Consider the following 12303-nt stretch of genomic DNA (forward strand, 5'->3'; position numbering starts at 1 on the left):
TAAGCCCTGGGAGAGTAGGTCGCTGCCAGGCCTGCAAAGGACAAAGATCTCAAAGCTTCACGATGTCAGACAATAACAAAAACGCCGTTCCCCAAAAGGGAACGGCGTTTTTGCGTTGGTATTAGCAAATTTACCGGACAGCACGACGCTGCAAATACGCCGCGGACTCTCGCCTGCCAAAAATCATTCAGCCACGATTCACCCGCAGGACTCCACGTTGGGATAGTCGCTCCTGAACCTGTGCAGGGGCATGACCGACCCACCGAACGGCCACCCTTCGAGGAGACATCATGCGTCCTGTCATTCGCCCCGTCATTACCGCGCTCAGCATCGGTTGTTGTGCCGTGTCGCTGATCGCGATCAGCCTTACGCCCGCCCTGGCACAGGCAACCAAACAGCCGCCAGCCGCCCAGCAACCAGCCGCGGCGACTCAGCCCGCGGTCGAACGGCCGGCGCCGAAGCAGCTGACGCTGACGGACAAGCAGATCGACTCGGTGCTCGCCGCGCAGAAGGATCTCGATGCGGTCACGGCAAAGCTGCCGGAAACCGCCGCCGACAAGCCCGATCCCAAAATGATCGCCCAGCTCGAAGACGTCGCCAGGAAATACGGCTTTGCCAGCTACGCCGAATATAACGAAGTGGTCGAGAACATCAGCCTGGTGCTGAACGGCTTTGATCCGCAATCCAAGAAATATGTCGGGCCGGAAGCGGTGATCAAGCAGCAGATCACGTCGGTGCAGGCCGACAAGAAAATGCCGGCGAAGGACAAGAAGGAAGCGTTGGCCGAACTCAACGAGGCGTTGAAGTCGCCGCCGCCGGTGCTCGAGAACAAGGGCAACATCGAATTGGTCGGCAAATATTACGACAAGCTGTCCGCGGCGATGCAGGAAGAGGAATAGCGGGGGCTGACCGGCCGTCGCCGCGACCGGATGGGGCTTGGCCTTGGCCGGATAGTTGTCTAAGTCAGCCCATCTGTCACCGACGCGCGAGACCGACATGCAAGACAATCCCAATCCGAAAGACCGGCCGGCCCTCCCGCTGAAGGGCTACAGCCTGATGGATTTCCAGCCCGATCCCACCGTGGTCGGGATCGCGTTCGACACCGAGCAGGGCCCTTTCATGTTCGTCGCCAACCGCGAGATCCTGGAAGCGCTCGGCCAGGCCTTTACCCACAAGGCCGCGTCGATGCCGTCGCAGCAGGGCTGATTGCCTATCGGTTGCCCCCCGGAATCGGGTGGCGAAACCGCCGCGAGCATCGCAAACCGCAGGCCATCAATTCCCGTCCGGGATTATGGAGGTGACCATGCCTGATGTTCGCTTCGCGCTGTTCGACACCACCATCGGCCGCTGCGGTGTGGTCTGGGCGGACTCCGGCATCGTGGCGGTGCAACTGCCACATCCCGATGAAGCGCAGACCCGGGGCCGCATCCGGCAGCGTCATACGGACCTGGTCGAAGCCTTGCCCCCCGCGCGGGTGCAGACAGCCATCGACGGCATGGTGACGCTGTTGCAGGGGCGCCCCATCGATCTCTCCTCGGTCGAGCTCGATCTCGGCGATCAGCCAGCCTTCAACCGTGAAGTCTATGCGATCACGCGCGGCATCCCGCCCGGCGCGACGCTGACCTATGGCGCCATTGCAAAGCGGCTCGGCGGGGTCGAGCTGTCGCGTAGCGTCGGCACAGCGCTCGGCCAGAATCCGTGTCCGATCGTGGTGCCTTGCCACCGGGTGCTCGCCGCCGGCGGCAAGCCCGGCGGCTTCTCCGGCAATGGCGGCGTCCTCACCAAGCTGAAGATGCTGGCGATCGAGGGCGCCGCGGTCAATCATACGCCGTCGTTGTTCGACTGACCGGGGCGCCAGTCTTCCACCGATGTGCCGACCCTGATCATGAAGTCCTGATCGTGTTTGCGCGGTGGTTGTGTCAGTGGATTGTACGGAATATCAAGCGGCGGCAGGCAACTTGTCGTTCCTGGCCTGGTCTCGATCGAGCGATGGCAGGGTCGAATGGCGGGCTGTCGTGGTCGATATTCTGAACGGAGCTGATACGGATGGAGTTTGACGTCGGCGCGCGACTGAAGGAGCTTCGTTTGGCGGCTGGTTTCAGCCAGCGCGAGCTCGCCTCGAAAGCCGGCGTGCCGCACGGTCTGATTTCAATGATCGAGCAGAACAAGAGCAGCCCGTCGGTATCTTCGTTGCGCAAGATCATCGGTGGCTTCGCCATGACGCTCAGTGATTTCTTCCAGGAGAATAGCCCGCATCCGCGGCAGATATTCTTCAGAAAAGTGCAGCTGGTCGATCTCACCTCGCGGCTGGTGGCAGATCGTCACTCCGGATCGGCATCGATCCGCATGTTCCAGGTCGGTGATGCCAAGAAGACCAATTTACAGATCCTGTATGAGCGGTATGAGCCTGGCGCCGACACCGGCGCGACCATGTTCCAGCACGAATCGCAGGAAGGTGGCATCGTCATCGCGGGAATGCTGGAACTGACTGTCGGGGACCAGGTCGGATTGCTGGCAGCCGGCGACGGCTTCATGTTTGATAGCCGTACGCCGCACCGTTACAAAAATGTCGGCGATGTCGTCCTCGAGATCGTTGTCGCCAATACGCCGCCTTGGCTTTGAAGCGGGGTACTCCGTGCCGGTAGCCAGTAGCCCACATTGTGGTCAGAACCAATCGGTTCGCTCGATATACCGTCCGTAATTGCTCAAAATTTCATTATTTTCGAATTGACGATGCGCGGTCCTGCCCGCATGATTGCTCAAAATTACGTGTCAGAGCGGCCAACGCGCGATGCACAATTCTTCCCGGGCAATCACAGGACCCAGACGATGCAGCACAGCCAGACAGATCACACGCCGTTCCGGATCGAAGAGGCGACGATTTCGGAGCTGCAGGCGGCGATCAGGACAGGCGAGATCACCTGCGTCCAGATCGTGCAGGGCTATATCGACCGGGCGCGCGCCTATAATGGGGTGGCGAGCGTTCTGGTTACCGCGGAAGGTCAGCCGGTCGCCCCGGCGTCAGGTACCGTTAGGGCAGGGGCTGCGCTTCGCTTTCCGACCGCGACCGTGGCTGCCTCGGACATCTTTCCGGACCTCGACCGCTATCAGGGCAAGCCGCTCGAATTCGGCCGAATGGAGCCGACCAGGTCCGATCCATCGGTCCAGCAGCAATTCGGCATGATCACTGGCATCCCCGACGGTAGCCAGGTCAACGCGCTGTCGACGCTCAATATTCGTGGCGAACGCTCGGCTGTTTGCAAGGGCGACTTAGACCGGCATCCATCCCTTGGGGCGCTGCCGCCGGGTGCGCCGCCGGTCTGCGAATTCTTTCGTCATTATCCGGATGCGCTCGAACATGCGGCCGAGCTGGATGCCAAATACGGTGCCAACCCGGATCTCGAGAAAATGCCGATGTATGGCGTCGTCTTCTCGTTCAAGGATCCGTTCGATTGCCGCGATATGCGGTCTGTCGGTGGCGGCGATGCCGCCTACGACATCGACGTTCCCGCGCGCGACCATCAGCTCGTCGGCAAGCTGCGCGAGAAGGGGGCCATCATCTTCGCCAAGGCCGTCAGCACGGAATATAATGGCCGCGCCGGCGACCCCGGCGGCGAGCACCTCCCGGACGAGATCCTGCCATCCATTCTCGGCTACCAGCGAACCACATGGGCCGGCAATCCGGCCAATCCCTATGACACCACACGTTCCGCCTCGCTCGGGTCCAGTTCGGGATCGGCGTTGTCGGTCTCGACCAATCTGGTGATGGCCAGTCTGGGCGAGGAAACGCGGGCGTCCTGCCGCGGACCCTCGAACCACAATGCCGTGGCGCTGATCCTGCCGCACAAGGCGATGCTGGGATTCGACGGCGGCGCTGTCGGTGCCGACATCTACACCGATCGCACCGGCGTGATCTGTCGCTCGGTGTTTGATTGCGCCAGAGTTGTCGATGCGCTGGTCGATGCCAAGACCGATGGCTATTACGATCCGCGCGACCCCTTCACCACGGTGCCACGGTCATCGATCCTGGCGACGCCCTATATCAACCATCTGTCACACGGCGGCAGCGAGGGCGCGCTGCGCGGGATGCGGATCGGCGTCGTGCGCGAATCCATGATCATCCCCGAAGGGTCCCTGGCGGAGCGGCCGATCGTCGCCGCAGCCAATGCCGAGATCAAGGCGATCCTGCGCGATCACCTCGGCGCCACCCTGGTCCAGTCCAGCGATCCGCAAGCCGAAAACGATCCCGAACTCGAGACGATGGGCGTGGATTTCAGAACCGCCGTGGCGCGGCTCGTCTCCATCTTCATGCCGGATCTGTTGTTCCGGTTGGGCGCCGATGGTCAACCCGTCTACAGGGAAGTCGCCGAGGCGATCATTCCGACACCCTTCGTCGCCGGCGGGATGCCGAGCCTCGCCTCGCCCACCGTCGCCGCCGGGGCGGAAGCCAACTTTCAGCCGCCGAAGATTTTCGGGACCGGCAAAATGAAGCCAATCGATTACTGCGTGGCGTTGACGGAAGGGAAGATCGCTCCGCCGCGCAATCTCGATATCCATTCGATCCAGGAACAGGAACTGGCGACCACCTTCAGGTTCCACATCCAGCAATATCTGATGCGACGCGCCGACGACTGGGCGGCGAAGGGATTTACCGAAACCCTGACGGATTTTGCCGCCCTCAATGCCCGTTCCAAATTCTGGGGCGACGACCAGCGCGCCGCCTTCCTGAACTGGGATGCATTGTCAGATCCGCGCAATCGGCTGGACGGACGACAGGGCGTCAACGAACGCATCATGCTGCGCGAATTGCTGCGCCGGATCGACATGATGGTGCTGCTCGAAAACAAACTCGACGGCTTCGTGCGGCTGCATTCGCCATGGGTGCCAGGCAAGATAGGCCATGCCAACCAGCCGCGCGGCGGCATGCACAACATCACCCTTGAATCCTTCTTCGGACCCAATGCGGGGCTGACCGAGATCCTGATTCCGGCGGGATATGTCGACGTCGCCTATGATCCGGTGTTCACGCTGTCGGCGGACCGCAAGCGTTACCTGCCGACGGCTTCGAACACGCCGACGTCGCTGGCGGCGCCCGGTCTGCCGTTCTCCCTCGTGTTCCGCTGCGAACCCGGCAAGGAAGATGTCAGCATCCGCATCGCATCCGCTTATGAGGCGGCCTCGCGGCGGCGCGTTTCGCCGCCGGCCTTCGGGCCGATCTAGCCTGAAGTGCGTCGGCCCGTGCCCTTACGACTACGCGCAGTGGTCGCCCGCGATATTGACGCGGGCGATCGCTTCCTGGCGTTCGACTTCGCAATCTTGGCGGTCACGTACCGCCCGTACGTCGGTCGGGACTCAGCCCTTCGGCGGCACCGAGATCTTCACCGACGGCCGTTGCAGCATCTTTTCGTGGAAGGCATCGAGATTCGGAAATGCCTTGCGCCAGCCGCAGTCCGGAAACCGGAAATCGGCATAGCCCAGCGTGCACACCAGCGCGATCTGAGCGACGTCGAGCGGGCGCGTCAGAATATCCGGGTGCTTCTCGAAGCGGGTCAGACCCTGCCAGGCACGGTCCCACTGATCGTCGACCCACTTCTGCCATAGCAGTTCCTTCGGACGCACGCCGACCTCATAGCGGCACAGCAGCATGGCGTCGGTCATGCCCTGGATCATCGAGTGCTCGCTCTTGACCTGCCAACGCGCCGGACCCGATACCGGGATCAGCCTGTGCCCTGCGAGTTCATCGAGATATTCGACGATGACATAGGAATCGACGATGACATGGCCGTCGTCGAGGATCAGCGCCGGCAGCTTTCGCAGCGGGCTGATGTCATGGGAATAGGCTTCGTTCGGCTGGGTCGGCGCGACCGAGGCGGCGACCAGTTCGATCTTGTCGATCAGCCCGAGTTCGATCGCGGCGATCCGCACCTTGCGTGCGAAGGGCGAGCCGGGGGAGAAGGTGAGCTTCATGGATGTCCTCGTATGAATAATATCAAAGGTCGAACGCCGCTGCCTCGGCCGTCATTGCGAGCCCAATGAAATCGGCGAAGCCGATTTCGTTGGGGCGAAGCAATCCAGAAAGCCGCAAACACGGACCGAGCTGGATTGCTTCGTCGCAAGGGCTACGCGCCATGACGAAACGGAGAGAGACCTAGACCGCCACGACTTTCTGCTTCTGATCGCCAAGCCCCTGGATGCCGAGCGTCATGACGTCGCCGACATTGAGGAATTTCGGCGGCTTCATGCCGAGGCCGACGCCGGGCGGGGTGCCCGTGGTGATGATGTCGCCAGGCTCCAGCGTCATGATCTCGGACAGATACGAGACGATCTTCGGCACGTTGAAGATCATGGTCGCGGTCGAGCCGGTCTGGCAGCGCTGGCCGTTGACGTCGAGGAACATGCTGAGCTGGTGCACGTCGGCGACTTCGTCTTTCGTGACCAGCCACGGGCCGAGCGGGCCGAAGGTGTCATGCGACTTGCCCTTGGTCCATTGCCCGCCGCGCTCGATCTGGAAGAACCGCTCGGAGACGTCGTTGCACACCGCATAGCCGGCGACATGGTTCAGCGCATCGGCTTCGGTGATGTATTTGGCGCGGGTGCCGATGATGATCGCAAGTTCGACTTCCCAGTCCAGCTTGGTTGATCCGCGCGGCTTTTCGACGTCGTCGTTGGGGCCGCACAGGCTGTTGAGCGCCTTCATGAACACGATCGGCTCCGACGGAATCGGCATGCCGGCTTCCTTGGCGTGATCGACATAGTTCAGGCCGATGGCGAGAAACTTTGGCTTGCCGCCGACCGGCGAACCGAGCCGCGGCGAGCCTTCGACGAGTGGCAGCGACGATGCGTCCAGCGCCGCGAGCTTGGCCAGGCTGGCTGGCGAAAACACGTCGTCCGCCAGATCCTTCACCTGACCCGACAGGTCACGCAGCCTGCCGTCCTTGTCGATCAAACCCGGCTTCTCGCTGCCGATCGCACCAAATCGCACCAATTTCATTGTTTTCTCCCTGAGGCATTCGAGGCCTGAAATGTCATGGAACAGGGCGCGGCGGAATTCAACCGCCGGCCGCGCGACCTAGCCCTGCAACGCGATGAATTTGAACGCCTCGCCATCGCGCTGGATGTAGCCAGCGTCGTAATGGCCGCCGATCACCAGCGTGGGCGTGTCGGCAAAGCGCGCGAGCAATTCATGCCGCGTTGCAGCAGACTGCGCCGGGTCGGAATCCGCCGTCGACGACCACGACGGTTGCGCCATCTGGATCGGGCTGTGCGCGACATCGCCGGCCAGCAGCGCCTGCTGCCCGTCGGACCTGATCCACACGCTGACATGGCCGGGGCTGTGGCCCGGCGTCGGGATCAGCGTGATCTCGTCGGAGAGCTGCTGGTCACTGGCGACGAATTCCACGCGCCCGGCGTCGACGATCGGCCGCACCGAATCGTTGAACACCGCGGCATGTTCCGGACTGTCGCTATGCGCTTTCCAGTGGTCATATTCGATCTGCCCGAATAGATAACCCGCGTTCGGAAAGGTCGGCACCCACCGGCCGTCGACCAGACGTGTATTCCAGCCGACGTGATCGACATGCAGATGGGTGCACAGCACCCTGTCGATGCTCTCGGGCGCAAAGCCCGCCGCGGTCATGTCTTCCAGGAACGGCGTGCGGCGTTGATTCCAGACCGGTACCGCGCGGCCCTGCTTGTCGTTGCCGAGGCCGGTGTCGACCACGATGCGTAGCGTTGGCGTCTGCACCACCAGCGCATGAACCGTCATCTTCAAGCGCCCGTTTTCATCGGCGAAATGCGGCCTCATCCAGGGCAGCGCCCTGACGTCGTCAGGTCCAACCCGCGGCAAGATGAAGCGCGTACCGCCGCTGGTTTCCAGTTCGACGATCCGCGTGATCGTGACCTTGCCGACGCTCCATTGCATCCGCGCTCTCCCTGTTCATGCCGGACGATGATCGGCGTGGCTGTCGCCGATCATCGCACCGGGTGGCTTACATCGTGCCGGGGAAGGCGCCGCCGTCGAGGACGAGGTTCTGGCCGGTGATGAAGCCGGCCTTGGCGCCGCACAGGAAGGCGCAAGCGAGACCGAACTCTTCTGGATCGCCGAACCGGCCAGAGGGGTTCTCGCTGGCGCGCTTGGCGAGGATTTCGTCGACCGACAGGCCGGTCGCCTTGACCTGACCGGCCGCGACGCCCTTCAGGCGATCGGTGTTGAAGGGACCCGGCAACAACCCGTTGATGGTGACGTTTTCACGCACCGTCTTGCGCGACAGGCCGGCGATGAAGCCGGTGAGGCCGCTGCGCGCGCCGTTGGACAGGCCGAGCACATCGATCGGGGCCTTCACGGCGGCCGAGGTGATGTTGACGATGCGGCCGAATTTTCGCGACATCATGCCATCGACCGTCGCCTTGATCAGCTCGATCGGGGTCAGCATGTTGGCGTCGATCGCCTTCAGCCAGTCGTCGCGGGTCCAGTTGCGGAAATCGCCCGGCGGCGGACCGCCGGCATTGTTGACCAGGATGTCGAGCTGGCCGGCGGCCTTCAGCGCCATCTCGCGGCCTTCGACCGTGGTGATGTCGCCGACCACTTCGATGACTTCGACGTCCGGATAGGCCTTGCGGATTTCCGCCGCCGTCGCGGCCAGCACCTCGGCGCCACGCGCCGTCAGCGTGACATGCACGCCCTCTGCCGCCAGCGCCACGGCGCAAGCCTTGCCGAGGCCCTTGCTGGATGCACATACCAGCGCGCGCCGGCCCTTGATTCCCAGATCCACGATGTCACTCCTGAAGTTTCGATATGCGAGGCGGGCGTTATAGCGGGTCTGCGACGGCGTGATAAGGGCGCCTCCACCTAGGTGCCCCGGACACGACGCAACACGCGGTGTTGTTTCGCAGGGCCGGGGCCGCCACGCACGACAGCGCTTGTGACCTAGATCCCGCGCTCGCGCTTCCACTGCTCGATATAGGCGGTGACCTCCGGCGGCAGCGACTTGAAACCCTTTTGCCCCGCCATCGACAACCATGGCCGCAATTTCGAACCGGTCAGGTAGGCGGGCTGCATGGCGACTGGCAGCATCTGGTCGAAAATCAGCACCATCGTGATCGCGATCAGGCCGACGCGGAGGCCGCCCAGCGCGGCGCCGGCGAGGCGATCGCCGAGCCCGATCCGCGGTCCGATCAGTTCATTGATGGTCATCCGCAGCAACGACCCCAGCACGATACCTGAGATCAGGAAGGCGCCAAAAAACACCAGCGAATTCTGCGCCGTCGCGACGCCGGCATTGGCGGTTTGCGGCACGATCAGCGTGGTGATCCAGGCGGCGATCGGCATCGCGATCAGATAACCGAGGATGGTGACGGCGCTGCGCAGCAGCCCGGCGCGGAAGCCGATCACGACCGCCACCGCCAGTGCGGCGTAAATGGCGAGATCCAACTGATTCATGACGAGCGGCCTGTTGGCAGGGGCATTGCGTGCCGCGGCGGTTCGGCGCCGCCTCGCGGTTTGCGATCCCGGAGATGCCCTGTATCAGTGGGAAAATGGCAGGGAGTTCGAGATGTCCGAAATATTCGACGTCAGTAAAGAAATCATTTTCATCACCGGCGCGTCGCAGGGGCTGGGCCGGCAATTCGCCCGCGTGCTGTCGGCGGATGGCGCCGCCGTGGTGCTGGCGGCGCGGCAGACCGCCAAGCTGAAAAGCCTTGAGGACGAGATCAAGGATCGCGGCGGTCGCGCCGTCGCGGTGCAGATGGACGTCACCGACATGGCCTCGATCCCGCGGGCGATCGACGTGGCGGAAGCCGCCCTCGGCCCGGTCAGCGTGCTGATCAACAATGCCGGCATCGCGGTGGAAAAACTGGCCGTCGACCAGACCGAGGCGGACTGGGACGCGGTGATCGGTGCCAATCTGAAGGGCGCCTATTTCACCGCCACCGAGGTCGCCCGCCGCATGATCGCGCGCCAGCAGGGCGGCAATATCGTCAACGTTGCCTCGGTGCTCGGCTTTGGCGTGACCAAATTCGTGTCGCCCTACACCGTCTCCAAGGCCGGCATCGTGCAGGCCACCAAGGCGCTGGCGCTGGAATGGGCGGCCCACCGCATCCGCGTCAACGCGCTGGCACCGGGCTATATCGACACCGACATGAACCATGAATTCTGGACCACGCCGCCTGGCGAAAAGCTCGCCAGGCGTATCCCGCAGCGCCGCATCGGCCATGAATCCGATCTCGACGGCGCCATCCTGCTGCTGGCGTCGCAGGCTTCGCGCTACATGACGGGCAGCACCATCACCGTCGATGGCGGATTTCTGCTGGGCTGATCGCTGGCCTTATCTGTCTGATCCAATTGAGGTTTCGAGAAATGTTCGGCGAACTGTCATAAAAACACGAAAACATCGTCGCAGCCCCTTTCCAAACCCCCCATGCATTGGTACATACCCGTTGCACCGCAGGCCTTGGCCTCGGTTGTCTTCTCAGGAAGCCTCCGGACTGGGATCGATCGACGCCTCGCGCGTTGGACGATTGCACGTCGTTCTTGGTTTCCCGAAGGTTTGGCGCGGGGTGGAGCAGCCCGGTAGCTCGTCAGGCTCATAACCTGAAGGTCATAGGTTCAAATCCTATCCCCGCAACCAAACATCTGATTGAGTTGTTAGATCGGAACGAAAAAAGCCGCCCCTCGGGGCGGTTTTTTTCGTTGTGCAAACCGCGTCCGCTCTCGCTTGCGCGCGATGAGCGGGGCGGCAGCGTGGCCGCAAATAATGGTTCGGGGGTACGTCTCTACCGAACCATGGTGGTCGCAAAGTTTTGACGGCGCGGCGCCGCGCGGCGGCTCCTTCGTGATTTCCAGGACATCAGCCTGGGGCTATGTCGGGCCGGATGAATGGTGATCATCATACTATTGGCTCCGCCACCGTCACGTCGCTGCTCCGTGAAATGCCGGATGTTGAATCCCGCGTCGCGGCATGGGACAGAGGCTTTCTGTTTCCGTCACTTGGAGAAGGGGCACGATGTCTCAGCCTGATCCGACTCCCGCTGCGGAACTGACGCCGGCGCAGCAGGCGTGGCGCCGGTTGGCGGTTCCATTGCTCGCGGTCGCCGCAATGGCGGTGTTCATCGTGCTGGCGACGCTGCGCTGGGATGTCTGGGTCGGCGGTCGTGCGATCCAGACCACCAATGACGCCTATATCCGGGCCCAGACCACCCGGCTGAGCAGCCGCGTCGCCGGCGAGGTGAAGGCGGTCGCGGTCAGCGACTTCCAGCGCGTCAAGGCCGGCGACCTGCTGATCCAGATCGATCCTGCCGACTATGAAGCCCAGATGGCGCAGGCCGAGGCTGCCGTGGCCGGCGCGCAGGCCGCGCTGGACAACCTCGCCAACCAGGTCGAGCTGCAATATGCCACCATCGCCCAGGTCGAGGCGCAGCGCGTCTCCGCGCAGGCGGCGGAGGTCGAGGCGCGGCAGGAGCAGGAGCGCCAGCAGGCCTTGACCCGGACCGAAGCCGGCACGCGGCAGAAGTTCGAACAGGCGATCGCCGCCTATGCCAAGGCGCAGGCCGATGTGAAGGCGAGCGGTGCCAGCATCGCCGCGCAGCGCCATCAGCTCGAAGTGCTGGCCGGTACCAGGAAGCAGCGCGCCGCCGACCTGCTTGGCGCCAAGGCGTCGCTGGAGGCTGCGAGGCTGCGGCTTGGCTATACCAGAATCGCGGCACCGTTCGATGGCGTGGTCAGCGAGCGGCAGGTGCAGCCCGGCGACTACGTCAATATCGGCAGCAGCCTGATCAGCGTGGTGCCGCTGCCCGATGTCTATGTGATCGCCAACTACAAGGAAACGCAACTGACCCGGGTCAGGCCCGGCCAGCCGGTCGAGATCGTCGTCGATACGTTTTCCAGCGAAATATTGCGCGGCCACGTCGAGCGGATCTCGCCGGCATCGGGCTCGCAATTCGCGCTGTTGCCGCCGGATAACGCGACCGGCAATTTCACCAAGGTGGTGCAGCGCGTGCCGGTGCGGATCGCGCTCGACAAGGACCAACCCTTGCTCGACCGGCTGTTGCCGGGCATGTCGGTCACCGCCAGCATCCACACCGACGCGCCCGCGGTCGACAGCCATGGCGGAAGATAACGTCATTGAATGCGGCCCGGTCTCGGCCGGCGAAATTTCGCACCGGCCGATCTTCGCCGTCGGCGCGGTGCTGCTCGGCGCGTTTCTCGCCAATTTCGACACCCGGCTGTTCTCGATCGGCCTGCCCGACATTCGCGGCGCGATGGGATTGAGTTTTGACGAGGGCGCCTGGCTGAGCACCGCGGCGACG

The 12303-nt window shown here is 63.3% G+C and carries 12 protein-coding genes, 1 tRNA gene and 1 pseudogene; 9 read left to right on the forward strand and 5 right to left on the reverse strand.

Annotation, left to right across the window (positions count from 1 at the left end; translation table 11 throughout):
* The first annotated feature begins 290 nt into the window (after window positions 1-290).
* The 5 genes from Q0S16_RS08520 (at window position 291) to Q0S16_RS08540 (ending at window position 5220) form a co-directional block, all read left to right on the forward strand.
* Window positions 291-899: a hypothetical protein gene (locus Q0S16_RS08520; protein ID WP_295847031.1), complete on the forward strand. Its 609-nt coding sequence runs from the start codon at window positions 291-293 to the stop codon at window positions 897-899.
* 97 nt (window positions 900-996) lie between these two features.
* The gene (locus Q0S16_RS08525) at window positions 997-1206 is read left to right on the forward strand and encodes a hypothetical protein (protein ID WP_295847034.1); all 210 of its coding nucleotides are present in this window, start codon (window positions 997-999) and stop codon (window positions 1204-1206) included.
* A 97-nt stretch (window positions 1207-1303) separates the two neighbouring features.
* Window positions 1304-1846, forward strand: a complete 543-nt coding sequence (locus Q0S16_RS08530; RefSeq protein ID WP_295847036.1) for a methylated-DNA--[protein]-cysteine S-methyltransferase — start codon at window positions 1304-1306, stop codon at window positions 1844-1846.
* A 200-nt stretch (window positions 1847-2046) separates the two neighbouring features.
* Window positions 2047-2622 (forward strand): cupin domain-containing protein, encoded by a 576-nt coding sequence (locus Q0S16_RS08535; protein ID WP_295847039.1) that lies wholly within the window; start codon window positions 2047-2049, stop codon window positions 2620-2622.
* A 207-nt stretch (window positions 2623-2829) separates the two neighbouring features.
* The gene (locus Q0S16_RS08540; RefSeq protein WP_295847041.1) at window positions 2830-5220 is read left to right on the forward strand and encodes an amidase family protein; all 2391 of its coding nucleotides are present in this window, start codon (window positions 2830-2832) and stop codon (window positions 5218-5220) included.
* A 132-nt stretch (window positions 5221-5352) separates the two neighbouring features.
* Here Q0S16_RS08540 and Q0S16_RS08545 read toward each other — a convergent pair whose 3' ends face one another.
* From Q0S16_RS08545 to Q0S16_RS08565, 5 genes are all read right to left on the reverse strand, one after another.
* On the reverse strand, window positions 5353-5967 hold the full coding sequence (locus tag Q0S16_RS08545) for a glutathione S-transferase family protein (RefSeq protein ID WP_295847043.1): 615 nt from the start codon (window positions 5965-5967) through the stop codon (window positions 5353-5355).
* A 181-nt stretch (window positions 5968-6148) separates the two neighbouring features.
* On the reverse strand, window positions 6149-6991 hold the full coding sequence (locus Q0S16_RS08550; protein ID WP_295847045.1) for a fumarylacetoacetate hydrolase family protein: 843 nt from the start codon (window positions 6989-6991) through the stop codon (window positions 6149-6151).
* A 78-nt stretch (window positions 6992-7069) separates the two neighbouring features.
* Window positions 7070-7921: an MBL fold metallo-hydrolase gene (locus Q0S16_RS08555; protein WP_295847048.1), complete on the reverse strand. Its 852-nt coding sequence runs from the start codon at window positions 7919-7921 to the stop codon at window positions 7070-7072.
* A gap of 67 nt (window positions 7922-7988) precedes the next feature.
* A complete protein-coding gene (locus Q0S16_RS08560) occupies window positions 7989-8771 on the reverse strand; it encodes an SDR family oxidoreductase (protein ID WP_295847050.1) in 783 nt (260 codons plus the stop codon).
* A gap of 155 nt (window positions 8772-8926) precedes the next feature.
* Window positions 8927-9439, reverse strand: a complete 513-nt coding sequence (locus tag Q0S16_RS08565) for a CvpA family protein (RefSeq protein ID WP_295847052.1) — start codon at window positions 9437-9439, stop codon at window positions 8927-8929.
* A 112-nt stretch (window positions 9440-9551) separates the two neighbouring features.
* On the opposite strand from Q0S16_RS08565, the gene Q0S16_RS08570 reads away from it, so the two are divergent.
* The 4 genes and pseudogenes from Q0S16_RS08570 to Q0S16_RS08585 all read left to right on the forward strand — a co-directional run.
* Complete coding sequence (locus Q0S16_RS08570; RefSeq protein WP_295847054.1) at window positions 9552-10313, forward strand: SDR family NAD(P)-dependent oxidoreductase; 762 nt, start codon at window positions 9552-9554, stop codon at window positions 10311-10313.
* A 235-nt stretch (window positions 10314-10548) separates the two neighbouring features.
* Window positions 10549-10625, forward strand: a tRNA-Met gene (locus Q0S16_RS08575).
* A 375-nt stretch (window positions 10626-11000) separates the two neighbouring features.
* Window positions 11001-12113: an HlyD family secretion protein gene (locus Q0S16_RS08580; protein ID WP_295847055.1), complete on the forward strand. Its 1113-nt coding sequence runs from the start codon at window positions 11001-11003 to the stop codon at window positions 12111-12113.
* A pseudogene (locus Q0S16_RS08585) lies at window positions 12100-12303 on the forward strand (arabinose ABC transporter permease); the annotation flags it as partial. The gene Q0S16_RS08580 and the pseudogene Q0S16_RS08585, both read left to right, overlap by 14 nt.

It is taken from the genome of Tardiphaga sp., from assembly GCF_025356345.1.
Lineage (GTDB): Bacteria > Pseudomonadota > Alphaproteobacteria > Rhizobiales > Xanthobacteraceae > Tardiphaga.

Bases quoted from the DNA above. Each gene is read 5' to 3' on its own strand.
- Q0S16_RS08520 (WP_295847031.1), top strand. From the start codon at position 291: ATGCGTCCTGTCATTCGCCCCGTCATTACCGCGCTCAGCATCGGTTGT.
- Q0S16_RS08525 (WP_295847034.1), top strand. From the start codon at position 997: ATGCAAGACAATCCCAATCCGAAAGACCGGCCGGCCCTCCCGCTGAAG.
- Q0S16_RS08530 (WP_295847036.1), top strand. From the start codon at position 1,304: ATGCCTGATGTTCGCTTCGCGCTGTTCGACACCACCATCGGCCGCTGC.
- Q0S16_RS08535 (WP_295847039.1), top strand. From the start codon at position 2,047: ATGGAGTTTGACGTCGGCGCGCGACTGAAGGAGCTTCGTTTGGCGGCT.
- Q0S16_RS08540 (WP_295847041.1), top strand. From the start codon at position 2,830: ATGCAGCACAGCCAGACAGATCACACGCCGTTCCGGATCGAAGAGGCG.
- Q0S16_RS08545 (WP_295847043.1), bottom strand. From the start codon at position 5,967: ATGAAGCTCACCTTCTCCCCCGGCTCGCCCTTCGCACGCAAGGTGCGG.
- Q0S16_RS08550 (WP_295847045.1), bottom strand. From the start codon at position 6,991: ATGAAATTGGTGCGATTTGGTGCGATCGGCAGCGAGAAGCCGGGTTTG.
- Q0S16_RS08555 (WP_295847048.1), bottom strand. From the start codon at position 7,921: ATGCAATGGAGCGTCGGCAAGGTCACGATCACGCGGATCGTCGAACTG.
- Q0S16_RS08565 (WP_295847052.1), bottom strand. From the start codon at position 9,439: ATGAATCAGTTGGATCTCGCCATTTACGCCGCACTGGCGGTGGCGGTC.
- Q0S16_RS08570 (WP_295847054.1), top strand. From the start codon at position 9,552: ATGTCCGAAATATTCGACGTCAGTAAAGAAATCATTTTCATCACCGGC.
- Q0S16_RS08580 (WP_295847055.1), top strand. From the start codon at position 11,001: ATGTCTCAGCCTGATCCGACTCCCGCTGCGGAACTGACGCCGGCGCAG.